We start from the raw sequence: 24,367 nt of genomic DNA on the forward strand, positions 1-24,367 counted from the left end.
CGCCTACTCCGCCGGGTCCAGGCCGGAGAGGAACGCCTCGACGGCGCCGCGGTACTGCTCGGGGGCATCGTCGTGCGCGAGGTGGCCGGCACCGTCGAACCTGATGTACCGCAGGTCGGGACCCGCGTACTCCCGGACCATCCGCTCCCCCACGCCGGGCGGGACGACGGAGAACTCGGCCTCGATGAGCAGGGCCGGCGCCCGGATCGCGCGCCACTGCGCCCAGTGATCCCGCGGCCCCCAGTGGTCCGCGATGGCGCGGAAGGTGTCGAGGTCGCCGTGCAACGCACCGTCGTCGAAGGCCTCGTAGAAATAGCGTCCGGCGACGGGGCCGAACAGCTCCTCGCAGGCGGCCTGCGATCCGAAGCGGTCCGGCCAGCTCTCGAACCAGGGCGCCCAGGCGTCAGTGGACTGGCCCGTGAACTCGGGCGACATGTCCTCGACCACGAGGGCCTTCACGAGTTCGGGGTACTCGGCGGCGGTGCACCACGCGTGCAGCCCGCCCATCGAGTGCCCGACGAGCACGGCCGGCCCCCGGTCGAGGAGGGTGAGGATCTCCGCGACGTCGCCCACGAACCGCTCGGTGGTGATCTCCTCCCGGGGGACGGGGACCGCGAAACCCGTGCCGCGGTGGAATTCGGCGTCGAAGGTGAACACCCGCCCGTACCTGCGCAACCAGGGGATCTGGCGTCGCCAGGTGCGGCCGCGTCCCATGAGCCCGTGCAGCAGCAGGATCGGGGCGCCGTCCGCACGGCCGCCCCAATCCCGCAGGCCCACACACTCATCCACGGGAACCAACTTACCGGGCTATGTTGGAGGCATGTCGGTAGTGAAGATCAACGCGATTCATGTCCCCGAGGCCGCGGGCCCCGAGCTCGAGAAGCGGTTCGCGAACCGCGCGCACGCCGTGGAGAACTCCCCCGGTTTCCTGGGGTTCCAGCTGCTGCGCCCGGTCAAGGGCGACGACCGCTACTTCGTGGTCACGCAGTGGGAGTCCGAGGAGGCGTTCGCCGCGTGGCGCGACGGCCCGGCGCGAGAGGCGCACGCGGGCCAGCGCGACCCGAACGGCGGCGAGGGCCGCAAGCCCGTCGCCACGGGCGCGGACCTGCTGGAGTTCGAGGTCGTCCTCGACGTCGCCGGGAAGTCGTCCTAGCGAAGGCCGATCACCGGGTGGCGACGGCGCCCGCCTCGGCCGCGTCGGCCTGGCGCCGGCGGTCGGGCGCCTCGTCGGGCACCAGCGACAGGAAGTACGTCTGCGGCTTCGTGTCGATGACGGTCACCCGGAACCGGTCGGCCCGCACCGGCCCGCCGTCGATCCGGACTTCGGCGGTGGCGCGCGAGGCCGGGATACCCGAGACGGTGGTGGGCGTGATGGCCAGGCCCTCGATGCGCGCCTTGGACGACTTGTAGGCCTTGTTCGACGGCGCGTTGAGCACGATCGCCCGCGCCACGTCGCGCGAGGCGCGGCCGTCGGCCTCGGTGGTGCCGAACTCGATCAGGGAGGCCCAGTTCCTGTCCTGGAGCTGTGCAACGGCGGAGACGATCTGATCCGGGCCCGGCCCCCGGACCTCCCAGCCCGCGAGCGCGGCGCGGGGAACCGAGATGGGGCCGACGGCGATGCGGCCCGGGTCGGCCGCGACCGGGCCGGCGAAGACGGCGGCCGCGACCGCGGTGGTGGCGACGGCGGCGGAGACCGCGCGGGTCATGAGTGCGTTCATGGCAATGATAGTTGCATAGTGGAAAACTATTCGCACTTCCGGCTGGTGCGATCGCGAAGAAGCGGCCCGGCCTGCACCTCGTCGGACTCCGCGGCGGGCTCCGACGCCACCCGGCGCGCGATCATCCAGTTCACCGCCATGCCCGCGCCCACGACGAGGACGATCCCCACGACCGATGCCACGGTGACGCTCTGATGCAGGAACGCCGCACCCACGACGACGCCGATCGCGGGGTCGAGGCCGAACAGCAGCGCGATCATCGCCGCCGACGCCCGCCCCGCCGCGAGAGCGTCGCACGAGTACGAGATGACGACCCCGAAGAACGCCGCAGCCAGCAGGATCCCGACGGTCCGCGGCGTGAGGCTCCCGATCGCCCGGAGCGACCACGGTGCCGTCGCCGCCGCGGCGATGACGACCGCGAGGGCCAGCTTGGACATCGGCCGGCTCTGCCTGCCCACCCGCTCGGCGAGGAGGGCGTAGCCGGCGAAGCAGAGACCCGCACCGAGCCCGAAGGCGATGCCCACCAAGCTGATTCCGCTCCCCTGACCAGCGATGAGTGCCACCCCGAGCAGCGCCACCGGCGCGCAGCACCGCTCCCGCCACCGCTTGGCCATGACGAAGGCCAGGCCGCACGGGCCGAGGAAGTCGAGGGTCACCGCGACGCCGAGCGGCAGCCTGTCGATGGCCTGGTAGAGGCACACGTTCATCGCGGCCATCACCACGCCGAAGGCGACGATGGCCGACCACTCCCTCCTGGTCACGCGACGCAAGTCCGGCCGGGTCAGCGCGCACATCATGGCCGCGGCGCCGGCCATCCGGAGCCCGGAGACGGAGACCGGGCCGGCGCGGGTGAAGGCCTGCAGCGACAACGCGGAAGACGTCTGCGTGCTCACGGCGCTGACGAGCATGGTGGACGAGGTTTCCAGTTGGGCGCGCATGCGCATGACGAACGACACCTCCCTGCACGGCGACTCCGCCGGACCGATCGCCGGCGGCACCGTCAACACTATCGTTACTTAGGCGAAACAGTGTTGTGTCGTGATTCACACCTCCCCCAGGCGGCCGCACGCGTCTGATGGACTGGCACCGATGAGCGACGACCTGCCCGCCCCGGTCGCGGACGCCGTGCGAGCCGCGTGGGGCTTCCCCCTCACGCGGCCCGCGACCCGCCCTCGCCGGTGGACAGGAGTCGATCGTGTATCGCTGCGGCGAGACGGTGGTGCGGGTCGGCGCGACGTTCCGCGACGTCGGCGACGTCGCGTGGTGCAGCGCCGTCGCCGCCGCCGTCGCGCGCCGCGTACCTGAGGCGATCGCGCCCATGCCGACCGCGGACGGCCGACTGGCTGCGGGGGTGTCCGGGAGACCGGTTTCGCTGTGGCCCTTCGTTCCCGGGCTTCCGGGTGACGACGCCGACCCGAACCAGAGGCGCCGGGCGGCGCACCTTCTGGCCCGCGTGCACGCGGCGCTCGCGGGCGTCACCGTGGCGGTCACACCCCGCCGGCGGATGCCCGCGGCACCCGTCCCGGATCTGCACGACCCGGCCCTCGACACATGGCTCGAAGAATACGGCGAGCCCACGCCCCAGTTGATCCATGGAGACTTCTACGCGGACAACGTGATCACCGACGACCGCGGCACCGTCATCGCCCTGATCGACTGGGACGAGGCCGCATTCGGCTCCGCCGAGAAGGAGCTGGCGGGCGCCGCCTGGGAATGGGGCCGCTGCAGGGAGAGCCTGGACCTCACGCCCGCGAGGCGGTTCGTCGACGACTACGCCGCCGCGGGCGGAACCGCCGACCGCCTCGACGACACGGCACTGCGTCAACTGATCCGGGCACGCGTCCGCGACGAGATCGCCTACGACAGGGCGACGGCGGCATCACGCTCTGCCGACGCCGAGGACGAGGACGACGAGTACCAGCGGCTGCAGGTCCGGGCGTTCACCGAGCTGCGGCCGTGAGCCGCCCAGCCCGGCCGGGCGACCGCGCAGCGGTCAGAGCCAGGCGCCCGCGTCCCAGGTGAGGAAGGACTCCAGACTCGAGGCCGGGTGCTGCTGCGGGTGGTTCGTGGACAGGTACGCGCCGCGGTAGAACAGCAGCGGCTTCCCGTCGTTCACATCGCCGAGCGCGTGCACCCGGCCGATCGCGATGTGGTGATCGCCGCCGTCCAGCACGTTCTCGAGGGTGCAGTCGATCCACGTCAGAGAGTCGTCGATGGTGGGATTGCCCAGCGGCGACGGGGTCCAGTCCAATCCCTCGAACTTGTCGTCCACGGACCGGCCGAAGGCCGCGCTCACCGATTCCTGCGACTGCCCCAGCACCGATACCGCGAACCTGCCCGACGCCTCGACGTGCCTCCACGTGCGCGACGTCTTCATCGGGCAGAACAGCACCAGCGGGGGCTCCAGCGACAGCGCCGCGAACGACTGGCACGCGAAACCGACGGGCTTCCCCTCGTCGTTCGACGTGGCGATGATGGTGACGCCAGTACAGAATTGGCCCATCACGTGCCGGAACGTGCGCTGATCGAACGTGCCGGATTCAGGGGCGCCGGTTTCGGTCATGCTGCCAACCTACTCCCGGCCCTCGCACCGACCGGAGGCCGCAGGCGCCCTCAGTCCGCGACGACGAAACCGATCGCCGTGGCGGGTACCGTGACCGCGCACAGCGACAGGGAAAGACGCAGGTAGTACCACACGGACTGTCGGAGAGTTCGGTTCTTCAAGGCGTGCACCTCCACCTCACCTGAATCCAATCGGAATGATCCATAGGCTACCCCCGAAACACAGCCTGCGCTGACTATGTCATCGCAAATTCGGGAAGTCGCCTCCGCGGGCGCGCGATAGATTGCGCCGGTGACGCGCAGACAGCAGTGGGAACGCCGGACCAACCCGGCCATGATCGCGCTCGCGGTCGGCTTCCTCGGCGTGTACGCGGTGCAGGTGCTCGACGTGGCGCCCACTCCCCTCGTGCAGCACCTCATCGCCTGGGCGGACATCGCGATCTGGGCGACCTTCGTGGCCGATTACGCTATCCGCGTGCGGCTCTCGACGGACCGCTGGCGGTTCGTCCGCACCCATCCGCTCGACCTCGTCGCCATCCTCCTGCCCCCGTTCCGGCCGCTGCGGGCCCTGCGCGCCGCCCCGATGCTCATCAGCGGCCTGCATCGTGCCCGCCTGACCCGGGCCCGGCTGGCGGTGTTCGTCGGCTCGACGAGCCTGCTGGTGGTGTTCCTGTGCAGCCTCGCGTTCCTCGACGCCGAGCGCGGCGCCCCGGACACCAAGGTGACCGACTACGGCGACGCGCTGTGGTGGGCCGCCGTCACGGTGACGACCGTCGGCTACGGCGACGTCTACCCCGTCACCGTCGAGGGCCGCGTGGTGAGCATCGTGCTGATGGCCTTCGGCATCGGCCTCATCAGCTTCGCGATCGGCACCGCCACCAGCTGGGTGGTGGACCAGGTCAAGAGCGTGGACGCGAGCGCGCGGCGCACCGACCGCGAGGTCGACGAGCTCACGGCAGAGGTGCGCGCGCTGCGCGAGGAGATCGCCGCGCTCACCGAGGCCGCCCGGGCCGAGCCGGACCGGCGCACCGCCCCGTAACGGGGTACCGCGGCGCCCGTCCGTCAGGCGCCGGCGCCCTCGACGATGGCGCGCGCGACCGGGGAGAGCTCCGCGACCGGGCGGCCCAGCTCGATCCGGCCGGTGGGCAACAGCGGCGGCTGGGCCAGGAACCGCGGCGCGCGGCCGGCGGCGGGGCGCATGGCCTGCGCCGCGTGCACCAGGAACGGATGGCACACGAACACGTCGCCCGCCTCGCCGGTGGCGAGCACCTCGGGCAGCCCGTCGGTCTCCGCGTACTCGCCGGTCATCCCGAACACCTCGACGCCCTCGTCGCCGTAGCGGCGCAGCGACGCCGCGATCCGACGGTGCGAGCCGACCCGGATCCGGGTCGGGGCGTCGCCGGGACCGGTGTCGGAGAACAGGTACAACAGGAGCAGTGCGCGGCCGTCGCTGCGGAAGTTCACCCGCCAGCGCAGGAAGTTCGTGGGGTCCTCGCCCGGGAAGCCCGCGTCCACGTGCCACCCGTCGTCGACGGGGTCCTCGTCCGACGGGAACCGCACGGGGAAGGTGCCCAGCGAGACGCGCCGCAGCCAGCGCCCCGCCCCCACCAGGCGATCCGCGGCTGACACCACCGCCGGGGCCCGCGCCGCGGCCCGGAAGGGCTCCTCCCCGTGGTCGCCCAGGCGGACCACCGGCCGCTCCCAGGTCGACGGGTCGTCGCGACGGACACCCGACCGTTCCAGTTCCTCCCACAGGACGTCGCGACCCGCGGCGGCGGTCCCGGCGTCGAACGCGCCCCGCAGGGCGACGAACCCGTCGCGGACGAACGCCTCCACGTCGTCGTCGGTCAGTTCGTCGTCCATCGGCATGCCCCGACCGTTCCACCCCGTGCGCACCTGCGCCACCGATTTACCGGTGCTCCACAGGCGCCGCCCGCGGATTCGCGGCGTCCGTCACACGCATCTGTTGAGCCCGCGGCTAGCACACCACGTCGAGGTATTCGATGCGCGGCGCCTGCTCCAGGAGACTGCCGATCGTTGTGGAGAACGCGCGGAAGTGCTCTGATTTCGCGTGAGCCTCCAACGCCTCTGCATCGGAATAGGATTCGATCATCGTGTACAGCCGCGGCGTGCGTCGGGACTTACCCAGCCGGTATTGGCGGTTGCCGGGTTCGTTGTCCCTGACATGGGCGGCGAACACGCGCACCGCCTCCTCGAACTCGGCCTCTTCGCCGGCTTTGACGTGGATTTCTGCGAGGACTGCGATCATTTTCGATATCTGCCTACGGTCGATGAGCGGATACTACGAGCGGTCGATCGATGCATGTCCCGTGCCCCGATTCGAAGCCCGCGGATGGTCAGAACCATGAGTCGGACAAGTCGAGCGTCGTGCGATCGTTCCGAAGGAGCAGATCGAACTGGCACCCGGTCTTGGGGAGTTCATGGGCGAAGAAGTAGCGCGCGGTCAGCCGCTTCCCCTCGTAGAAGTCGCCCGGCCTCCCGTCCGATACGAGTGCTTGTTCCAGCCAGATCCACGCCACGACGCAGTGACCCACCGCTTCGAGGTAGATGCTGGCATTGGCGAGCGCGGCCTCCGGATCGCCCTCGCGCCACAGGTGTTCGGTGACGCTCTCGATACGATTCCGGGAGCGCCGGAGCGCTTCTCCCCACACCTCGACCTCGCCACCGAGCCGGCTCGCGCGAGCGCTCGTGTCGTCCATCTCGTCGAGGAGCAACCGGAGGGCCGCACCGTCGCCCATGCGCACCTTTCTGCCGAGCAGGTCCAGGCCGTGAATCGCGTGCGTTCCCTCGTGGATCGCGTTCAGGCGATTGTCTCGATACAACTGCTCGACGTCGTAGTCCCGGGCGTACCCGGCGCCGCCGTGCACCTGGATGGCGAGGCTGTTCGCCTCGAGCGACCATTGCGCGGGCCAGCTCTTGACGATGGGAGTGAGGAGCTCGAGGAGGAGACCCGCGCGTTCACGACTCTCGACATCGTCGGCGGTGGCCGCCTCGTCGACGAGTTTGGCGCAGTACAGACCCAGCGCGAGAGATCCCTCGGCGTACGACTTCTGCGCGACGAGCATCCGGCGGACGTCCGGATGGCCGATGATCGGCACCTGGTCGGCGCTGTTGCCGGAGAGTGGCCGGCCCTGGATTCGGGTTCGGGCGTACTCGACGGATTTGAGGAAGCCCGTGTACCCGAGTGAGGCGGCGGCGAGACCGACGCCGATGCGGGCTTCGTTCATCATGTGGAACATCTGGTGCAGGCCCCGGTTCTCCTGCCCGACGAGATGGCCGACTGCTCCGGGGCTGCCTCCGGGCCGATGCGTGCCGCCGCCGAGGGTCAGCAGGGCGTTGGTGGTTCCGTGGTTGCCCATCTTGTGATTGAGGCCGGTGAGGACGACATCGTTCCGTTCAGCGGGGTCACCGTTCTCGTCGAGGAGGAACTTGGGAACGATGAACAGGGAGATCCCTCCCACCCCGGGTGGGCTGTCTGGAAGTTTCGCCAGGGTGAGGTGAACGATGTTCTCGCTCATCTCATGGTCGCCGCCGGTGATCCACATCTTGCTACCGGTGAGGCGGTAGGTCCCGTCGTCCTCACGGACGGCGCGCGTGGTGATGTCGGCGAGCGATGAACCCGCTTCGGGCTCCGACAGGCACATCGTGCCGAAGAAGCGGCCGGCGATCATGGGACGCACCCAGCGCTCGACCTGGTCGGGAGTGCCGTAGGCCTCGAGCAGATGCGCGTTGGCAATCGTGAGCAGGGCGTACGAGACGGTGCTCACGTTCGCCGCCTGGAACCAGCAGTTCGCGGCTTTCGATACAACATAGGGAAGTTGCATGCCGCCCAGTTCGGAGCTGAATTCGCCGGCGAAGAAGCCTGCGTCGCGGAGGGCTTCGAGCGCTTCCTGCACCCCTGGTGCGGTGACCACGCGTCCCCGCTCATCGACATGGGGTTCGTGGACATCGGCCGTCTTGTTGTGCGGGGCGAACCTGTCGATCGCGAGGTCCGCCGACAAGTCGAGCACCGCGTCGAAGGTGTCCCTCGAGTGGTCTCCGAACCGGTCACGGGCACACAAGGACTCCACGTCCAGCCACTCGTAGAGGAGGAAGTCGAGGTCGCGCGGATTCAGGATGGCGGCGCCGGCCTTGAGATTCTGTTTCATTCGGACCTACTTTCCGGTGAAGCGGGCGTCGCGCCGCTCGATGAACGACCGCATGCCCTCCCGGCCGTCGTCGGTATGGAGCAGCGCGGACATGTCGGCGTCCAATCGAGCGAATGCGGCGCCCTCTCCTTCGAGGCGTGCGCGGTGGGCCGATTCAAGCGTGGTCTTGACCCCGAGCGGGCCGGCCTTCTCGCTGATGTACTCGGCGATCTCGATTGCGCGGTCGAGTTGGCGGCCGGGCTGGACCACCTCTTGCGCGAGGCCGATCCGTAGTGCCTCGTGGGCGTCGTACGGCTCGCCGGTGAGCAGCCACCTCATCGCGTTTCCCCAACCGGCTTCGCGAGGAAGCCGAACAGTCGCACCGCCGAAGGCATAGATTCCGCGGTTGATCTCCATCTGCGAGAAGCGCGCGTCCGAGGCGGCGACACGGATGTCGGCGGCGAGCATGAGCTCGATGGCCAGCGTCATGACCCAGCCCTGCACCGCCATCACCAGCGGGGTGGTCCAGATCCCGTCTCTGCGCCAGGGATCACGCAGACCGGGCTTGCCGTAGTCCAGGATGCCCTCTTCGATCCGGGGGCCGACCTCGGCGAGATCGAGGCCTCCCGTGAAGTGCTCCCCTCGGGCGAACAGCACGCCGCAGCGAATCTCCGGGTCCTCCTCGAGCCGGTGATAGGCCTGCGCGAGTTGTTCGATCAGTTCGAGGGTGAACGCGTTGCGCTTCTCGGGGCGGTTGAGACCTATGAGAAGCACATGGCCGCGCTGTTCGACGGTGACCGCAGGCGGCTGCTCCGCCTGGGACGGTGAGGGATTCGATGTGGTCATGGTCCACCTCTCGGTACGAGACGATCTGGTCAACAGATTCGATAGTTGCATATCACTACTGTTCTGGCTAGCGCTTTCACCTAACTCGGACGAACAAGCCCCGCTAGAACATCGACTATTACTGGCATTTTTCACACACACGGCTTGAGCCGTGCTATCACTAGTTGCAGATCACTACCTAATGGAGAAGCAGTGAGCGTGCTCGCCCTGTTCGCTTCGGCACCCCGGAGGAACTGGCGGCCACGGTCGCGTTCCTTGCCTGCCCAGCGGCGGGCTACATGACGGGAGCGACGATCCGCTCGACGGCGGCCTCACCGCCGACTGAACACAGCCCTCGCCCTCCCCGAAAGGAGTTCAACCAGTGGAGAACGCACTCGCAACGCTCGCCGACACGATCGCCGCGACCGACGCCGCGCGCCCCGCTTTCGTCGGCGACGACTTCGCCATCACCTACGCGGACCTGACAGAACGGATCGCTGCGGCCCGCGCGGCGTTGCGGGACACAGGAGTCCGCCCCGGAGACCGTGTGGCCATCAGCCTGGCCTCGGCACCGGAGTTCGCAGTCGCCTTCTACGCCACGCTCGGAGTAGGGGCCGTCGCCGTGCCGGTGAACCCCGCCCTGACCCCTAGGGAGGCCAGCTTCTACCTCGAGGATTCGGGCGCGGTCGTACTCGTCCGCCGGCCCGGTGCCGAGTGGGCCGGATCGAAGGGATTGCGCACCATCGGGCCGGAAGGGTTACAGGGGCCCGGCGGGCGCCGCGAGGTCGCCGCGGTCGCCCCCGACACGACGGCGGTCCTCCTTTACACATCGGGAACGACCGGCGTGCCGAAGGGGGCGGAGCTGACGCACGACAACCTGGTGTTCAACGCGACCGCTCTATCCGACCCCGCCATCATCGGCCCGTCGCCGGGCGACGTGGTCGCCGGCATCCTGCCCCTGTTCCACACGATGGGCCTGACCGTCCTCAACGTCACCCTCTTGTGCGGCGCCGCTATGTGGCCGATCGAGAAATTCGACGGGCGCCGGATCGCGGAACTCATTGACGGGGGGAAGATCTCGATACTCTCCGGAGTGCCGACTCACCTACAGATGATCATGGCCGCATCCGACGACCTGTCACTTCCCGCGCCTCTGCGTCGAGTCTCCACAGCCGGGTCAGAACTGCCTGCTTCCATCTCCGAGTGGGTAAAAGCACGACTCGGAACATCGGTCATCGAGGGGTACGGCCTCACCGAGGCATCCCCGACCGTGGCGTACAACCGCGCGGACACCGAGATCCGCCCGGGCTCGGTGGGCCGACCCGTTCCGGGCGTAGACGTTCAGATCGTGGACCCGAACGGAGACCCGGCCGAGCCCGGCTCACTCGGCCACATTCACGTGCGCGGCCCCAACGTGATGAAGGGGTACTGGAACCAGCCCCGCGCAACCTCCGAGACCGTTCGGAACGGCTGGCTCGCCACCGGCGACGTCGGCCGCGTCGACGCAGACGGTTACCTCTATGTCGTCGACCGGCTCAAACAAATCATCATCCGAGCGGGGTACAACGTCTACCCCCGCGAGATCGAGACCGTGCTCAGTGAACATCCTGCCGTCGCCGCCGCAGTCGTGGTCGGCGTACCCGATGCGCGGGTGGGCGAGGAGATCGCCGCGTTCGTCCTCGGCACCGGCGCGCCGATCACCGAGGACGAACTCCGACGACATGCGAGCACCAACCTCGCCGCGTACAAGACGCCCAGACGGTACTTCTTCACGTCCGAGTTCCCTCGAACCGCGACCGGCAAGATCGCCCGTGCCGAGCTGCGTGACTCCCTCTTGCGAGACGGATGACTGCGACGCTGCGGTCGCCCTCGGTGCCGACTCGGCATCGATAGCAGATCGCAACTGACACCCGTACACTGACGATATGAAGCACGAAGACCTGCTGGACGAGAACTGCGCCATCGCGCGTTCATCGGCAGTACTCGGCGAACGCTGGGTGTGGCCGATCCTCAGGCAGGCCTTCAACGGCGCACGGCGCTTCGAGGAGTTCCAGCGAGGAATCGGCCTCGCCCGCAACATCCTCACCGATCGGCTGAACCTCCTTGTGGAACAGGGCATCCTCGAGCGGCGGGCCTCCCAGCCCGAAGGGAAGCACCAGGAGTACCGGCTGACCGACAAGGGCCACGATCTATTCCCCGCCTATGTGGCCCTGATGGAGTGGGGCAACAAGTGGACCGGCCTTGCAGCACCTCCGATCGACCTGTTGCACAAGCCGTGCGGTCACCGGATGCGGGGCCGCGTGGTCTGCTCTGAATGCGGCGAGGACCTCAACGACCGGGAAACCGAACCGGTGGTGGGCAAAGGCTTGTTCTTCCATCGCTGACCCGTTGCACATCGCTATCACCGCTCCGGCACCGTCGGCGGATAACGACAGGCCGGCCGATTCCCGAACCACCCCACGATGAGAGGGCCGCCGCCCGGTGTCCCGGACGGCGGCCCTCTCGTCGATCTTCCGTTAGGCGGTGTCGCCCGGCGACTTCTCGCCGGCCAGGGCGGGCACCGCATCGTCGTCGGAGGAGTCCTCCGAGGACGCCGGCTTGGGCTTGCCCGCGAAGACGAACTTCGCGTCCTCGCCCTTGCTCTTGCCGTCCCAGCCCTCGACGTCGACCTCGATGATCTGGCCCGGGCCGACCTCGCCGAACAGGATCTTCTCGGACAGCGCGTCCTCGATCTCCCGCTGGATGGTGCGGCGCAGCGGACGGGCGCCGAGCACCGGGTCGAAACCGCGCTTCGCGAGCAGCGACTTCGCCTGGTCGGTGACCTCGATCTCCATGTCCTTGTTCTTCAGGGCCGCGCCCACCCGCTTGAGCATCAGGTCGACCATCTCGATGATCTCGTCCTGCGTCAGCTGGTGGAAGACGACGATGTCGTCGATGCGATTGAGGAACTCGGGGCGGAAGTGCTTCTTCAGCTCGTCGTTGACCTTGAGCTTCATCCGCTCGTAGTTCGCACCGTCGGAATCGCCGGAGGTGAAGCCGAGGCCCACCGCCTTGGAGATGTCGCCGGTACCGAGGTTCGACGTGAAGATCAGCACCGTGTTCTTGAAGTCGACGGTGCGGCCCTGGCCGTCGGTCAGGCGACCGTCCTCCAGCACCTGCAGCAGCGTGTTGTAGATCTCGCTGTGCGCCTTCTCGATCTCGTCGAACAGCACCACCGAGAACGGCTTCCGGCGCACCTTCTCGGTGAGCTGGCCGCCCTCCTCGTAGCCCACGTACCCGGGAGGGGCACCGAACAGGCGCGAGGCGGTGAAGCGGTCGTGGAACTCGCCCATGTCGATCTGGATGAGCGCGTCGTCCTCGCCGAACAGGAAGTTCGCGAGCGCCTTCGACAGCTCGGTCTTACCGACACCGGACGGGCCGGCGAAGATGAACGAGCCCGAGGGGCGCTTCGGATCCTTCAGGCCGGCACGGGTGCGGCGGATCGCCTTCGAGACCGCCTTGACGGCGTCCTCCTGGCCGATGATCCGCTTGTGCAGCTCGTCCTCCATGCGGAGCAGACGCGTGGTCTCCTCCTCGGTGAGCTTGAACACCGGGATGCCGGTCCAGTTGCCCAGAACCTCGGCGATCTGCTCCTCGTCGACCTCGGCCACGACGTCGAGATCACCGGCGCGCCACTGCTTCTCGCGCTCGGTGCGCTCGGCGATGAGCTGCTTCTCCTTGTCGCGGAGCGACGCGGCCTTCTCGAAGTCCTGCTCGTCGATCGCCGATTCCTTCTCGCGGCGGGCGTCGGCGATCTTGTCGTCGAACGCACGCAGGTCCGGCGGCGCGGTCATCCGGCGGATGCGCATCCGCGCGCCCGCCTCGTCGATGAGGTCGATCGCCTTGTCCGGCAGGAACCGGTCGTTGATGTACCGGTCCGCCAGGGTGGCGGCCGCGACCAGGGCACCGTCGGTGATGGAGATCCGGTGGTGCGCCTCGTACCGGTCCCGCAGGCCCTTGAGGATCTCGATGGCGTGCTCGACGCTCGGCTCGCCCACCTGGACGGGCTGGAACCGGCGCTCCAGGGCGGCGTCCTTCTCGATGTACTTGCGGTACTCGTCGAGGGTGGTGGCGCCGATGGTCTGCAGCTCACCGCGGGCCAGCTTCGGCTTGAGGATGCTGGCCGCGTCGATCGCGCCCTCGGCGGCACCCGCGCCGACGAGCGTGTGCAGCTCGTCGATGAACAGGATGATGTCGCCGCGGGTGTCGATCTCCTTGAGGACCTTGCGCAGGCGCTCCTCGAAGTCACCGCGGTAGCGCGAACCGGCCACCAGGGACCCGAGGTCCAGGGTGTACAGCTGCTTGTCCTTGAGCGTCTCCGGCACGTTGCCGTTGACGATGGCCTGCGCGAGGCCCTCGACGACGGCCGTCTTACCCACGCCGGGCTCGCCGATCAGCACCGGGTTGTTCTTGGTACGCCGCGAGAGCACCTGCATGATGCGCTCGATCTCCTTGGACCGGCCGATGACCGGGTCCAGCTTGCCCTGCGCGGCGGCAGCGGTCAGGTTTCTACCGAACTGGTCGAGGACCAGGGAGGTCGACGGTGTGCCGGCCTCGCCCCCGCCGCTGGCCCGGGCCCCGGCGCCGGCGGGCTCGCCGCCCTCCTTGCCCTGGTAGCCCGACAGCAGCTGGATCACCTGCTGGCGCACGCGGTTGAGATCGGCGCCCAGCTTCACCAGGACCTGGGCGGCGACGCCTTCGCCCTCGCGGATCAGGCCGAGCAGGATGTGCTCGGTGCCGATGTAGTTGTGCCCGAGCTGCAGCGCCTCGCGCAGCGACAGCTCCAGGACCTTCTTGGCACGCGGCGTGAAGGGGATGTGACCGGACGGGGCCTGCTGGCCCTGGCCGATGATCTCCTCGACCTGGCTGCGCACGCCCTCCAGGGAGATGCCGAGCGACTCGAGGGCCTTGGCGGCCACACCCTCACCCTCGTGGATCAGGCCCAGGAGGATGTGCTCGGTGCCGATGTAGTTGTGATTGAGCATCCTGGCTTCTTCTTGCGCCAGGACGACGACGCGGCGAGCGCGGTCGGTGAACCTCTCGAACATGGCCATTTTCCTCACATCCCGGTTACTTCGGGGACCGGCGATGCCGGGCCCGCAGATAGCCGTCTGCAATCAACGTCTTCCCACTGTAGTTCGGACCGGTCAGCGGCGGTGTCGGCAGTGCCCCGCGGGCGGGGCCCCGGTGCCGGGTCTCGTCGCCTTCCGTTCCTGATACACCAGGTCAAACGCGGCCCGGCCGGGATTTGATCCCCGTTCCGCCGTGAGCGAAACAGGGCACGGAATCGGGCGGACCGACCGGCGGGGCCCCGAGACGCACGCCGCCCCGGTGCGCGATGCGCACCGGGGCGGCGGAAGAGAACGCGCGCTCGACCTCGGTCGGCCTCGTCGCTCGACCTCAGTTGGCCTCGTTGTAGGCGTCGATGACGTCCTGGCTGATGCGGCCGCGGTCGTTGACCTTCATGCCGGCCTTGCGGGCCCAGTCGCGGATCGCGGCGCTCTGCGAGCGGTCGATCGGCGTGCGGCCGCGGGGCGCCGAGAGGGCGCGGCCGCCGCGCTTGCGGCCGCCGCTGCGGCGCGCGCTGGCGACCCAGCTGTCCAGCGATTCACGCAGCTGCGCCGCGTTCTTCGCCGAAAGGTCGATCTCATAGGTCACGCCGTCCAGACCGAATTCGACGGTCTCGTCCGCGGTCTGCGTATCGTCCACATCATCGACAAGTGTCACGGTGACCTTGCGCGCCATAAGTGCGTCCCCTATCCCAGTGAAATCCGGCTAATGTCTCAACCACTGTATACACGGAATTCCGGACGCCCTCAATTCACGTGCGAATTCAATGTCCCGATTGTGTAACGGTTCGAATTCAGTGGTCGCAGTGCGGACGATTCGCGGAGTTTCTCCGAATATCGGCTGCTACGCGCCCGGTTCCACGAGTGCGCGTACACGTTCGGCGCCCACGGCGAGCAGCAACGTGGGAAGCCGCGGACCGGTATCGCTGCCCACCAGAAGCCGATAGAGCAGAACGAAGAATGCGCGCTGCGCGGCGCCGAGCTCCTTATCGCCCTTGACGATCTGATCGGCGCCGAGCCCGCGCTGCACCTTGGCCACGCCGTACACCTGATGGGTGATCCCGGCCAGGGTCCAATCGTCCTCGAGGCGGCCGAGCCCCTCCGGTGCCGGCGTCCCGGAGCCGTCCAGCAGCAACCGCAGGCCCTCCCGCTCGAAATCGCCGAGCGAGGCGAGGAGCTCGATGTCGGGCTCCGCGCGCACGACGGTGCGCTCCTCCGCCGGCATCTGCTCGTTCACCCAGGCGGTGGCGCGGTCCAGCCGCGGGCGCAGCGGGTCGAGTCCGGCGAGCTCGTCGTCGGGCTCCAGGGCGCCCAGGATGCGCAGGGTCTGCTCGTCGTCGCCCGTCGTGATGTCGACGACGGAGGCCAGCGTGCGATACGGCATGGTGCGCGGCGTGAGCGGCAGCTCACGGACCGTCCCGGTGGCCGTGTCCAGCACCGATGCGGCGCGGGCGCGGGCGGCGATGTCGCCCGGCTGCGCCTTCTCGCCGCCCACCTTGCGGGTGAGGGCGTCCCACTCGTCGTAGGTGCGGGGCAGTTCACCGTCGAGCGCCACGTCGAACGACTGGTTCGGCTTCTTGCGCCCGTAGAGCCAGCGCAGCAGCGGCGGCTCCAGGTAGCGCAGGGCGATCGCGGCCGTCGGGACCCCGCCCTTGGAGGACGACATCTTCGCCATGCCGCGGATCCCGACGAAGGCGTACATCGGTCCCAGCGGGCGACGCCAGCCGAAGATCGGCGCCACGTCCTTGCCCACGGCGAACGAGGAACCGGGCGACTGATGATCGACGCCCGAAGGCTCGAAGGTGACTTTCTCGAATGCCCATCGCATGGGCCAATCGACCTTCCACACCAACTTGCCGTTCACGTGCTCGCGCAGCAGAACGGTTTCTTCGTGTCCACATCGACATGTGTACCGCAGTTCGGTGGACGCGTCGTCGTACGCGGTGACGGTGGTGAAATCCGTTCCGCACGCCGAGCAGTAGGGCTTGTACGGGTAGTAACCGGAATCGCCCGAACCGTCGGCGTCCTCCGCGGCGCCGGACGTGGCGTCCGAGGCGTCCTGCGCTTCCTGGGAATTCTCCTCGGGCGCGGATTCACCGCGATCCAGGGTGCGGTACCGCTCCAGGATCCGGTCGATGCGGTTTCGCTCCGCCATCGCGTGCAGAACCCGGTCGATATACGCGCCAGAGGTATACATCCGGGTCTGGCTGATTCCGGTGTACTCGACGCCCAGATCAGCCAGCGCGCCCTCCAATTCGCGCCGGAAATGCTCGGCCCAGTTCTCCGCGTCCGATCCGTGCGGCGCGGGAACCCGCGTCAGTGGTTTACCGATGTGCTGATCCCACGAGGAATCGACGCCCTCGACCTTGGGGACCTTCCGGAACCGGTCGAAATCGTCCCAGGAGATGATGTGCTCGACGGTGCGGCCGCGACGGCGCAGCTCGTCGGCCACCAGGTGCGGCACCATCACCTCGCGCAGGTTGCCGAGGTGGATCGGACCGGACGGCGAGATCCCGGAGGCGACTTTGACGGGGGTGTCGTTCTTCTCCGCGAAGGCGACCGCCTCGTCGGCCAGTCGGGTGACCCAGTCGTCCAGGGGCGCGTTCTGCGGGGCTTCACTCACAGCCCGCAATCGTACCGACAGCGGTCGGCGACGACGGGCGGAGGCGTACCGGGCGCCCGCTCAGGCCTCGTGGGCGGCGAACGCCGCGACCGCCCGACGGTACGCGGCCGACTCCGGCCGGGCCGCTCCGCCGGGCGCGACGCCCAGGGCCAGGGCGCGGAAGCCCCCGTCGACGGAGGTGGCGCGCACCCCGCGGTCCCGCAGCCGGGTGGCGATCGCGGAGGCGGTGGCACCGTTGTTGCTGACCAGAACCCACCGGGTGTCCGCCGCGGCGGCGGCGAGGCTGGTGGGGAGGCCGGGCACGAGGCGGGCGGCGACGGCCGCGGCGTCGAGGGCGATGGCGCCGGTCAGGATGCCGTCGCGGCTGCGGTCGGACTGGTCGCGCAGGTCCACGACGATCGCATCGTCGGCGGGGGTGTAGTGCACGGGGTGCATCGGGATCTCCAGGAGGGAGGCGGACGCTCGGCTCTCGAGACGAGGCGGCGTCCGGGCAGCGGGAAGGGGCCGGGTTCCTAGCGGACCCGACAACACTCCATGCAGCTGCGCACCTGGCTCATGGAAGCGAAGTTAGCACCCCGGCTCCGCGCCGGGCAAGGGTTGGAATCACCTGTGACGTCAATCCCGGGCGCGGCGCTCGCGCTGGGCCCGGTTCGCGCTCTCCCGCAGGTACACCGCCCGCAGGCCCTGCAGCGTCAGGTCGGCGCGGCGGTGCGTGACCGTCGCGCACTCGCCCGCAACGCCGTCGTCGTAGCCGCCGGTGGCGATCACCGCGGCGCCGGGGACCACGTGCAGCGCCCGGCCCACGAGCGCGTCGACCATCCCCGCGAAGCCGTACAGGATGCCCGCCTGCAGCGCCTCCACGGTGTTCTTGCCGACCACCGACCGGGGCGGGGTGAGCTCCACCCGCCGCAGCGCGACGGTGCGGTCGGCGAGCGCGTCGAGGGCGCTGCCCACGCCGGCGGCGATGGCGCCGCCGAGGAACTCGCCCTTGGCGCTGACCACGTCGACGCGGGTGGAGGTGCCGAAATCGACCACGATGCACGGGGTTCCGGCGTCGCGGCCGTGCACCTCGAAGGCGCCGGCGGCGTTGGCCACGCGGTCGGCGCCCACCTCGCGCGGGTTGTCGACGTGCAGCGGTACCCCCGTCTTCACGCCGGGCTGCAGGATCACCTGCTGCGCGGCGCCGTAGTAGCGGGACGCCATGGCGCGCAGGGAGTGCAGGATCTCGGGCACCGTCGAGCACGCGGTGAGCCCGGTGACGGCGGCGGGTTCGAAGCCCCCACCGGCGAGGAACCCGCGGATGATCAGCGCGAGCTCGTCGGAGGTCATGCGCGGGTCGCTGCGCAGCCGCCACGTGCCGAGCAACTCCTCGGAAGCGGCGTCGGCGAACAGCCCGACGGTGACCGAGGTGTTCCCGGCGTCGATCGCCAGGAGCATCAGAGCCTGCCCGTCACCAGGCCGTAGCCGTCGGGCACGTGCGCGGCGTCGGCGGTGAGTTCCACGGCCCGGTTGTCGCCGTCCACGAACACCACGTTCGGCGCGTACTCCTTCAGCTCCGCCTCGTCGAGCACGCCGTAGGCGATGATGATCACGATATCGCCGGGGTTCACCAGATGCGCTGCGGCGCCGTTGATCCCGATGATTCCGCTGCCGCGCTCGCCGGCGATGGCGTAGGTCTCGAGGCGAGCGCCGTTGGTCACGTCGACGATGGCCACCTGCTCACCCTCGAGCAGGTCCGCGGCGTCGAGCAGGTCCTGGTCGATGGTCACCGAGCCCACGTAGTGCAGGTTGGCCTCGGTCACCGTGGCGCGGTGGATCTTGGACGTCATCATGGTGCGCAGCACGGCTATTCGACCTCCTCGCCGATGCGGCCCGCGGACTCCGATTCCGGCGCCGCGAGGAAGCCGGTGCCGATGGCGACGCCCACGTTGTCGATCAGGCGGGTGTTCCCGAGCCGGGCCGCGACCAGCAGGCGCCCGTCGCCGGTCTCGGGGGCGGGGCCCAGGTCGGGCGCACGCAGGGCGAGGTACTCGACCTGCAGCTCCTGCTTCTCGGCGAGCACCTCGCGAGCGGCGGCGAGGATCGCCGGCTCGCCGCCCTGGGCGGCGTACGCGCCGGCCAGCAGGGCCGCGGAGAGCGCGGTCGCGGCCTCCCGCTGCTCGGGCTCGAGGTACACGTTGCGCGAGCTGAGCGCCAGGCCGTCGTGCTCGCGGACCGTCGGGACCCCGACGATGGTCACGTCCATGTTCAGGTCCGTGACCATCTGCCGGACCAGCACCAGCTGCTGGTAGTCCTTCTCGCCGAAGAAGGTGGTGTGCGGCCGGACGATGTTGAGCAGCTTGTTGACCACGGTGAGCATGCCCGCGAAATGGGTGGGCCGGCTGTCGCCCTCCAACTGCGCGCCGGCGGGGCCGGGGTGGATCGTGGTGCGGGGCCCCTTGGGGTACATGTCGGCCGCCGACGGCGCGAACACCAGCTCCACGCCCGCGGCGCGCAGCTTCTCCACGTCGCTGTCCAGGGTGCGGGGGTAGGCGTCCAGGTCCTCCCCCTCGCCGAACTGCAGCGGGTTCACGAAGATCGACACCACGACCACGGCGCCGTTCAGCTTGGCGGCGTGCACCAGCTCCAAGTGGCCGGCGTGCAGCGCGCCCATGGTGGGCACGAACGCGATCCGCCGCCCCGTCGCCTTGAGCGCCGAGGTCACCTTGGTCAGCTGCGCGGGGTCGTGGTGCACGGTCAGCTGGCCGGGCGTGTACGGGCGGGTGGGTGCACTCATGATGCTTCCTCGGTTCGGTGTGCCAGGACGGGGTCGATGGCGGCGGACGTGCGGGACTGGGCCGCCGCGCGGCGGGACTGGGCGCGGTAGGCGTCGGCGATGAGGGGGCCGGTGGTGGGGTCGAGCGCGTCCAGCGCGTCGAGGTGGCGGGCGACGGCCGCGGCGTCCCCGCGCGCGGCGGGTCCGGTGAGGGCGGCGGGGCCACTGCGCAGGGCGTTGTCGAGGGCGGCGCGGGCCAGTGGGGCGAGGACCCGCTCGGGCAGGCCCTCGGTCGGGCCGCCCACGGTGTCCAGGCCGGCGCCGCCCGCGAGCGCCCCGGCGAGCGCGGTCACGGCGTCGTCGACGAGCGCGACCAGGTGGTTCGCGCCGTGTGCGAGGGCGGCGTGGTACAGCGGGCGGGCGGCCTCGGGGACGCGGACGGGCTCGGCGCCCAGTTCCAGCGCGAGGGCCTGTCCCACGGCGTGGCCCACCTCGTCGGCGGCGGTGACGCCGACGCAGCAGGCGCGCAGGCGGGCGGTGTCCTCCTCGTCGCCGACGAAGGTCATGGCGGGGTGGAAGGCGATGGTGGTGCACCCCAGGCGGGCCAGCGGCGCGAGGACGCCCACGCCGAGCGCTCCGGAGGTGTGCAGCACGATCGCCGACGGGTTGATCCGGGGCGCCAGCTCGGCCACGAGCGCCTCGAGCTCGGTGTCCGGGACGGCCAGGATCAGGAGCTCCGCGGTGGCGGCCATGTCCGACGGTGCCGCGATCCGCGCCTCGGGGAGGCGGCGGGCGGCGCGGGCGCGCGAACGGGCGGAGGGCGCCGAGACGGCGGTGACGACGTGACCGACCTGCTCCAGGGCCGCGCCGAGAGCGGTGCCGACGCGGCCGGCGGAGATCACGCCGACGGAGAGCCGCGCGGGCGTGGGGGGATTGGGGATGCCCGACAACCGGTCGTCCCCCGTGTCGGGGCGACCCGGTGATCCGGGCGGGAATTCGGGCATACGGGATGCGCCTCCAAAGGTCGTTCCAGTCCCGCAGCGCGGGTACCAGACGGTCGGTAGAAGGCTATGCCCGGGCGCGATGCCCGGGCAATGCTGTGTGAGCTAGTTCATGGGTGGCGGATCACTCGGGCTTGCGCCGCCGGCCGCCGCTGCGCTCGGTGTCGGCGTTCATCCGGGCGATGAGCTCGGCGACGGTGCTGCCCGAGGTGTGCTGGCCCTGCGTGTGATCGGGCTCGGCCCGCTCGGGCTGCGCGGCGCCGGCCTCGGGGTCGACGGCCTGCTCGACGCGGGTCGGGTTCTCCTCCTGCCACGGGCGCTCGGGCACCCACTGCTGCTCCGGGGTCTCCTCGGGCGCCGGGGCGAAGCGGCGGGGCGGGAACGGGGGCCGGTACCCGGACTGCGGCGCGAGCGGCACGAACGGCTCGTCGGTGGTGTGCTCGACGTGCTCGACGTGCTCCACGTCGACGGGCGGCTCGGCCTCGGTCTGCGGGAACCCCTCGGCCTGCGGGAACGTCTGCGTCGCCGCGGGCGCCTGGGGTTCGGCGTGCGGCGGCACGTGCCCCGGCCCCTGCTGCTCGGGCGGCGCGTCGTCGGTGACGGTCTGGAACACGGTGGTGGGCGCGTCCTCGCCCGGGCGGCCGGCGGGCGGCGCGGGAGCGGGCTCGGTGACGGACGTCGCCCCGTAGTAGTCGTCGACCGCAGCGGAGGCCGAGGCGGCGGCCCCCGGGGCGCCCGGTGCGGCGGCGTCGGGCACGGGGACGCCGGCGAAGTCCTGCTGGGCGCGGAACCGGTCGTCGTCCTCGAACACGGACTTGGCCTGCTGGGCGGCGATGGCCCGCTGCTCGGCGGCGGCGTACAGCTCGGAGTACGACGGTCCCAGGTCGCGGCCCAAGAGCTCCTCGAGGTTCGCGCGCAGCGCGAGCACCTCGGCCTTGAGCGCGGTGAGCTCCTCGTTCGACTCCTCCCGCATCTCGGCGCGGATGTCGTGTTCGAGGCGGAGCTCGTACTCGCGCCGGGCGCTGATCTCGCGCTCGAGTTGCAGCTCGTAGACCGATTTGAGGCCGCTCTCCTTGGATTCCGCGGCCCGCAGGTCGCGGGTGTAGCGGGCGATGAGGAAGGCGGCGATGACAAGGCCCCAGATCAGCATGATCAGGGCGACGAGTCCCCAGCGTTTGTCGTCGGAGAACACCCACAGCCCGGTGCCCAGCACGGCGAGGCCGATCACGATCCCGAGCATCCACTGCCCGGCGCCACCTGAGGAACGGCGCGATGTGCGCTTGCGGATGGGCGGGCTCGCGGGATCCGTCATGATCGTGACCCTACCGTTCACCGGCCAGTATGCGGCTCAAGCTGAGGTTCAGGCCGGGGACGTGTCGGCGGACTGGTCCTCGGGGTCGTCGGGCGTGCGGCAGCACCGCTCCAGCCACAGCGCCGCCCCGAGCAGCACGGCTGCGCCGAGGAGCCCGATCCAGGCGCCCGGCCGGTCCGCGTGCGTCGCGGCGAGGCGATCGCCCTCCGTGAGGAGGAACACGAGGACCCCGCCGAAGAAGCCGGACGCGACGGCGCCGAGGTACGCGGAGGCCTTGGCGAGCGCCACGGCCCGCGCGACGGCGATCGGGTGGATCCGGCCGGGGCCCAGGCCCACCTCGCCGCGGCCGACCCGCCCTCGGATGAGCTGCGCGATGTACAGGTCGGCGGCGGCGATGCCGTAGAGCAGGGCGCCCGCCCACACCGGGATCGGCGGCACCAGGTCGCGCACCAGCACGTAGGTGCCGCCCGCGACGCCGACGACGATGACGGCGAGCTCCACCCAGGTGGTGGAGCGGACGGTGGGCCCACCGGGCTCATCGGGATCACCGGACTTCTTCGGCGACGGCGCGGTCACAGCGGCGTCACCTCCGCGACCTCGCCGGCCGGCAGCGCGGCGATCAGGGCCTCGACGGTGCCCTGCCCGGGCAGTACGGCGGCCGGGTCGGCCGCCAGCCAGGGCACGAGCACGAACGCCCGCAGCCGTGCGCGCGGGTGCGGGAGGGTGAGCTCGGGGTCGTCGGAGAGCACCGGCTCGACGCCGTCCCAGACGGCGACGACGTCGACGTCGAGCGTGCGCGGGCCCCACCGCACGTCGCGGACCCGCGCCGCTGCGGCCTCCTGCTCGCGGGCGAAGTCGAGCCACCCGGCGGCGTCGCGCGCCGGATCGTCCGCGATCACCGTCGCGTTGACGAAGTCGTCCTGCTCGACGCCGCCCCACGGGGGCGTGCGGTAGAGCGGCGAGGAGCGCACCAGCGCGGGGCCGAGGGCGTCGACGGCGCCGCGGACCGTCGCCTCCGCGGCGCCGAGGTTCGCGCCGATCGAGAGCACGGCGCGGGTCACCCCTGCACCGCCCGGGCCCCGGACCGGGAACGACGGGCCACGACGGCCACGTCCTCGAAGGTCAGCGGGATCGGCGCGGAGGGCTTGTGCACCGTCACCTCGACGGCGTACACCTTCTCGTCGGCGGCGACCGCCTCGGCGATCTCCGCGGCGACGGTCTCGATGAGGTTCCGGGGCTCCCCCGCCACGATGTCGTGGGCGCGTTGCGCGAGCGCGCCGTAGTCGACGGTGTCGGCCAGGTCGTCGGACGCGGCGGCGGGCCGGGAGTCGACCCACAGCACCAGGTCGATCACGAACTCCTGGCCGTCGCGCCGCTCGTGCTCGAAGACGCCGTGGTGCCCGCGGACCCGCAGGCCGCGCAGCTCGATCCGGTCGGCCATGTCAGGCCCTGCCTCTCTGCCGGGCGGCCGATGCGGCCGCCCCTCTGCGCCACGCCGTCGACACCGCGACGGCGTCGACCGACGAGCGGACGTCGTGGACGCGCACGCCCCATACCCCGGCCTGCGCGCTGAGCGCGGAGACGGCCGCCGTGGCCACCTCGCGGCCCGCGGGTGGGCGGCCGCCCAGCAGCTCACCGAGGAAGCGTTTGCGGGAGGCGCCGACGAGCACGCGGAAACCGGTGTCCTGCAACGTGTCCAGGCCGTGCAACAGCGCCCAGTTGTGGTCGGCGTCCTTGGCGAAGCCGAGGCCGGGGTCGAGCACGATGCGGTCGGGCGCGATGCCCGCGGCGATCGCCGCATCGGCCTGGTGCAGAAGCTCGTCACGGACCTCGGTCACCACGTCGTCGTAGTCGGTGACGCCGTGGTGGATGGCCGCCCACGTGTCGGCGCCCGGGGCGCCGGGCGATGGGCGCCAGTGCATGAGGATCCAGGGGACGTCCGAGGCGGCGACGACGCGGGCCATACCGGGGTCGGCGCGGCCGCCGGAGACGTCGTTGACGATGGCGACCCCGGCCTCCAGCGCGGCCTCGGCGACCGAGGCGCGCATGGTGTCGACGGAGACGGCGATCCCGTCGGCGGCGAGCGCGGCGATCACGGGCACGACGCGATCGCGCTCCACATCGGCGGGCACGCGGTGCGCCCCCGGCCGGGTGGATTCGCCGCCCACGTCGATGATCGCGGCGCCGTCGGCGACGAGCTCGCGGGCCTTGGCGACGGCCGCGCCGGTGTCGAGGTAGCGGCCGCCGTCGGAGAACGAATTCGCGGTCACGTTGACCACGCCCATCACCAGGGTGGCCGCGTCGGGCCGCTCGCC

25 protein-coding genes and 1 pseudogene are annotated in these 24,367 nt (G+C 70.4%); 5 read left to right on the forward strand and 21 right to left on the reverse strand.

What is annotated here, in order from left to right:
* Positions 1 to 3: 3 nt before the first annotated feature.
* Positions 4 to 789 (reverse strand): alpha/beta fold hydrolase, encoded by a 786-nt coding sequence (locus BN39_RS03790; RefSeq protein ID WP_040765818.1) that lies wholly within the window; start codon positions 787 to 789, stop codon positions 4 to 6.
* 31 nt (positions 790 to 820) lie between these two features.
* Here BN39_RS03790 and BN39_RS03795 point away from each other — a divergent pair, with 31 nt between their 5' ends.
* The gene (locus BN39_RS03795; RefSeq protein ID WP_040765821.1) at positions 821 to 1,153 is read left to right on the forward strand and encodes an antibiotic biosynthesis monooxygenase; all 333 of its coding nucleotides are present in this window, start codon (positions 821 to 823) and stop codon (positions 1,151 to 1,153) included.
* A gap of 10 nt (positions 1,154 to 1,163) precedes the next feature.
* Here BN39_RS03795 and BN39_RS03800 read toward each other — a convergent pair whose 3' ends face one another.
* Positions 1,164 to 1,718, reverse strand: a complete 555-nt coding sequence (locus BN39_RS03800; RefSeq protein WP_040765823.1) for a hypothetical protein — start codon at positions 1,716 to 1,718, stop codon at positions 1,164 to 1,166.
* 26 nt (positions 1,719 to 1,744) lie between these two features.
* Complete coding sequence (locus BN39_RS03805) at positions 1,745 to 2,662, reverse strand: DMT family transporter (RefSeq protein ID WP_148281405.1); 918 nt, start codon at positions 2,660 to 2,662, stop codon at positions 1,745 to 1,747.
* 242 nt (positions 2,663 to 2,904) lie between these two features.
* On the opposite strand from BN39_RS03805, the pseudogene BN39_RS03810 reads away from it, so the two are divergent.
* Positions 2,905 to 3,678, forward strand: a pseudogene (locus BN39_RS03810) (phosphotransferase enzyme family protein); the annotation flags it as partial.
* Between the two features lie 33 nt (positions 3,679 to 3,711).
* On the opposite strand, the gene hsaB reads toward BN39_RS03810, so the two are convergent.
* A complete protein-coding gene (hsaB, locus tag BN39_RS03815) occupies positions 3,712 to 4,281 on the reverse strand; it encodes a 3-hydroxy-9,10-secoandrosta-1,3,5(10)-triene-9,17-dione monooxygenase reductase subunit (protein ID WP_019201032.1) in 570 nt (189 codons plus the stop codon).
* Positions 4,282 to 4,572: 291 nt separating this feature from the next.
* Between hsaB and BN39_RS03820 the strand changes: the two genes are divergently transcribed.
* A complete protein-coding gene (locus tag BN39_RS03820; RefSeq protein WP_237741620.1) occupies positions 4,573 to 5,319 on the forward strand; it encodes a potassium channel family protein in 747 nt (248 codons plus the stop codon).
* A gap of 23 nt (positions 5,320 to 5,342) precedes the next feature.
* Here the strand turns inward: BN39_RS03820 and BN39_RS03825 are convergent, their stop codons facing one another.
* The 4 genes from BN39_RS03825 to BN39_RS03840 form a co-directional block, all read right to left on the reverse strand.
* Positions 5,343 to 6,149, reverse strand: coding sequence for a phytanoyl-CoA dioxygenase family protein (locus BN39_RS03825; RefSeq protein WP_019201035.1), 807 nt, complete (start codon positions 6,147 to 6,149; stop codon positions 5,343 to 5,345).
* A gap of 109 nt (positions 6,150 to 6,258) precedes the next feature.
* The gene (locus BN39_RS03830; protein ID WP_019201036.1) at positions 6,259 to 6,549 is read right to left on the reverse strand and encodes a putative quinol monooxygenase; all 291 of its coding nucleotides are present in this window, start codon (positions 6,547 to 6,549) and stop codon (positions 6,259 to 6,261) included.
* Between the two features lie 88 nt (positions 6,550 to 6,637).
* Entirely contained in the window at positions 6,638 to 8,449 is a 1,812-nt protein-coding gene (locus BN39_RS03835) for an acyl-CoA dehydrogenase (protein ID WP_019201037.1), read from the reverse strand.
* 6 nt (positions 8,450 to 8,455) lie between these two features.
* A complete protein-coding gene (locus tag BN39_RS03840) occupies positions 8,456 to 9,274 on the reverse strand; it encodes a crotonase/enoyl-CoA hydratase family protein (protein WP_040765828.1) in 819 nt (272 codons plus the stop codon).
* Positions 9,275 to 9,635: 361 nt separating this feature from the next.
* Between BN39_RS03840 and BN39_RS03845 the strand changes: the two genes are divergently transcribed.
* On the forward strand, positions 9,636 to 11,102 hold the full coding sequence (locus tag BN39_RS03845) for an AMP-binding protein (RefSeq protein ID WP_019201039.1): 1,467 nt from the start codon (positions 9,636 to 9,638) through the stop codon (positions 11,100 to 11,102).
* Between the two features lie 76 nt (positions 11,103 to 11,178).
* Positions 11,179 to 11,637: a helix-turn-helix domain-containing protein gene (locus BN39_RS03850; protein ID WP_019201040.1), complete on the forward strand. Its 459-nt coding sequence runs from the start codon at positions 11,179 to 11,181 to the stop codon at positions 11,635 to 11,637.
* 132 nt (positions 11,638 to 11,769) lie between these two features.
* Here the strand turns inward: BN39_RS03850 and BN39_RS03855 are convergent, their stop codons facing one another.
* The 13 genes from BN39_RS03855 to folP form a co-directional block, all read right to left on the reverse strand.
* A complete protein-coding gene (locus tag BN39_RS03855) occupies positions 11,770 to 14,340 on the reverse strand; it encodes an ATP-dependent Clp protease ATP-binding subunit (protein ID WP_040766523.1) in 2,571 nt (856 codons plus the stop codon).
* A 352-nt stretch (positions 14,341 to 14,692) separates the two neighbouring features.
* A complete protein-coding gene (locus tag BN39_RS03860) occupies positions 14,693 to 15,037 on the reverse strand; it encodes an Lsr2 family protein (RefSeq protein WP_019201042.1) in 345 nt (114 codons plus the stop codon).
* Between the two features lie 168 nt (positions 15,038 to 15,205).
* Positions 15,206 to 16,984, reverse strand: a complete 1,779-nt coding sequence (gene lysS, locus BN39_RS03865; RefSeq protein WP_019201043.1) for a lysine--tRNA ligase — start codon at positions 16,982 to 16,984, stop codon at positions 15,206 to 15,208.
* A gap of 60 nt (positions 16,985 to 17,044) precedes the next feature.
* Entirely contained in the window at positions 17,045 to 17,419 is a 375-nt protein-coding gene (locus BN39_RS22030; RefSeq protein ID WP_019201044.1) for a rhodanese-like domain-containing protein, read from the reverse strand.
* Between the two features lie 180 nt (positions 17,420 to 17,599).
* Positions 17,600 to 18,421, reverse strand: a complete 822-nt coding sequence (locus BN39_RS03875) for a type III pantothenate kinase (RefSeq protein ID WP_019201045.1) — start codon at positions 18,419 to 18,421, stop codon at positions 17,600 to 17,602.
* Positions 18,421 to 18,828 (reverse strand): aspartate 1-decarboxylase, encoded by a 408-nt coding sequence (gene panD / locus BN39_RS03880; protein ID WP_019201046.1) that lies wholly within the window; start codon positions 18,826 to 18,828, stop codon positions 18,421 to 18,423. The genes BN39_RS03875 and panD overlap by 1 nt, the downstream gene beginning before the upstream one ends.
* A gap of 2 nt (positions 18,829 to 18,830) precedes the next feature.
* Positions 18,831 to 19,760 carry a pantoate--beta-alanine ligase gene (gene panC, locus BN39_RS03885; protein WP_019201047.1) on the reverse strand — a complete coding sequence of 310 codons (930 nt, stop codon included), beginning with the start codon at positions 19,758 to 19,760 and terminating at the stop codon, positions 18,831 to 18,833.
* Positions 19,757 to 20,743 (reverse strand): Rossmann-like and DUF2520 domain-containing protein, encoded by a 987-nt coding sequence (locus BN39_RS03890; RefSeq protein ID WP_019201048.1) that lies wholly within the window; start codon positions 20,741 to 20,743, stop codon positions 19,757 to 19,759. The genes panC and BN39_RS03890 overlap by 4 nt, the downstream gene beginning before the upstream one ends.
* 121 nt (positions 20,744 to 20,864) lie before the next feature.
* The gene (locus tag BN39_RS22035) at positions 20,865 to 22,052 is read right to left on the reverse strand and encodes a DUF6779 domain-containing protein (protein WP_148281407.1); all 1,188 of its coding nucleotides are present in this window, start codon (positions 22,050 to 22,052) and stop codon (positions 20,865 to 20,867) included.
* Between the two features lie 48 nt (positions 22,053 to 22,100).
* Positions 22,101 to 22,628 carry a DUF3180 domain-containing protein gene (locus BN39_RS03900; RefSeq protein ID WP_019201050.1) on the reverse strand — a complete coding sequence of 176 codons (528 nt, stop codon included), beginning with the start codon at positions 22,626 to 22,628 and terminating at the stop codon, positions 22,101 to 22,103.
* Positions 22,625 to 23,113 carry a 2-amino-4-hydroxy-6-hydroxymethyldihydropteridine diphosphokinase gene (gene folK, locus BN39_RS03905; RefSeq protein ID WP_019201051.1) on the reverse strand — a complete coding sequence of 163 codons (489 nt, stop codon included), beginning with the start codon at positions 23,111 to 23,113 and terminating at the stop codon, positions 22,625 to 22,627. The genes BN39_RS03900 and folK overlap by 4 nt, the downstream gene beginning before the upstream one ends.
* Positions 23,110 to 23,493 carry a dihydroneopterin aldolase gene (gene folB / locus BN39_RS03910; protein ID WP_019201052.1) on the reverse strand — a complete coding sequence of 128 codons (384 nt, stop codon included), beginning with the start codon at positions 23,491 to 23,493 and terminating at the stop codon, positions 23,110 to 23,112. Before folB ends, folK begins: the two co-directional genes overlap by 4 nt.
* Position 23,494: 1 nt before the next feature.
* Positions 23,495 to 24,337, reverse strand: coding sequence for a dihydropteroate synthase (gene folP, locus BN39_RS03915; RefSeq protein WP_040766527.1), 843 nt, complete (start codon positions 24,335 to 24,337; stop codon positions 23,495 to 23,497).
* Positions 24,338 to 24,367: the final 30 nt, after the last annotated feature.

It is taken from the genome of Tsukamurella sp. 1534 (assembly GCF_000312385.1).
Classification (GTDB): domain Bacteria; phylum Actinomycetota; class Actinomycetes; order Mycobacteriales; family Mycobacteriaceae; genus Tsukamurella.

What these genes read in the sequence shown, in the direction of transcription:
- folB (WP_019201052.1), bottom strand. Translation starts at nt 23,493, where the DNA reads ATGGCCGACCGGATCGAGCTGCGCGGCCTGCGGGTCCGCGGGCACCAC.
- BN39_RS03805 (WP_148281405.1), bottom strand. Translation starts at nt 2,662, where the DNA reads ATGCGCATGCGCGCCCAACTGGAAACCTCGTCCACCATGCTCGTCAGC.
- BN39_RS03835 (WP_019201037.1), bottom strand. Translation starts at nt 8,449, where the DNA reads ATGAAACAGAATCTCAAGGCCGGCGCCGCCATCCTGAATCCGCGCGAC.
- hsaB (WP_019201032.1), bottom strand. Translation starts at nt 4,281, where the DNA reads ATGACCGAAACCGGCGCCCCTGAATCCGGCACGTTCGATCAGCGCACG.
- BN39_RS03800 (WP_040765823.1), bottom strand. Translation starts at nt 1,718, where the DNA reads ATGAACGCACTCATGACCCGCGCGGTCTCCGCCGCCGTCGCCACCACC.
- panC (WP_019201047.1), bottom strand. Translation starts at nt 19,760, where the DNA reads ATGAGTGCACCCACCCGCCCGTACACGCCCGGCCAGCTGACCGTGCAC.
- BN39_RS22035 (WP_148281407.1), bottom strand. Translation starts at nt 22,052, where the DNA reads ATGACGGATCCCGCGAGCCCGCCCATCCGCAAGCGCACATCGCGCCGT.
- BN39_RS03830 (WP_019201036.1), bottom strand. Translation starts at nt 6,549, where the DNA reads ATGATCGCAGTCCTCGCAGAAATCCACGTCAAAGCCGGCGAAGAGGCC.
- BN39_RS03825 (WP_019201035.1), bottom strand. Translation starts at nt 6,149, where the DNA reads ATGCCGATGGACGACGAACTGACCGACGACGACGTGGAGGCGTTCGTC.
- BN39_RS03795 (WP_040765821.1), top strand. Translation starts at nt 821, where the DNA reads ATGTCGGTAGTGAAGATCAACGCGATTCATGTCCCCGAGGCCGCGGGC.
- BN39_RS03840 (WP_040765828.1), bottom strand. Translation starts at nt 9,274, where the DNA reads ATGACCACATCGAATCCCTCACCGTCCCAGGCGGAGCAGCCGCCTGCG.
- BN39_RS03850 (WP_019201040.1), top strand. Translation starts at nt 11,179, where the DNA reads ATGAAGCACGAAGACCTGCTGGACGAGAACTGCGCCATCGCGCGTTCA.
- BN39_RS03875 (WP_019201045.1), bottom strand. Translation starts at nt 18,421, where the DNA reads ATGCTCCTGGCGATCGACGCCGGGAACACCTCGGTCACCGTCGGGCTG.
- BN39_RS03890 (WP_019201048.1), bottom strand. Translation starts at nt 20,743, where the DNA reads ATGCCCGAATTCCCGCCCGGATCACCGGGTCGCCCCGACACGGGGGAC.
- BN39_RS03855 (WP_040766523.1), bottom strand. Translation starts at nt 14,340, where the DNA reads ATGTTCGAGAGGTTCACCGACCGCGCTCGCCGCGTCGTCGTCCTGGCG.
- BN39_RS03860 (WP_019201042.1), bottom strand. Translation starts at nt 15,037, where the DNA reads ATGGCGCGCAAGGTCACCGTGACACTTGTCGATGATGTGGACGATACG.
- folP (WP_040766527.1), bottom strand. Translation starts at nt 24,337, where the DNA reads ATGGGCGTGGTCAACGTGACCGCGAATTCGTTCTCCGACGGCGGCCGC.
- BN39_RS22030 (WP_019201044.1), bottom strand. Translation starts at nt 17,419, where the DNA reads ATGCACCCCGTGCACTACACCCCCGCCGACGATGCGATCGTCGTGGAC.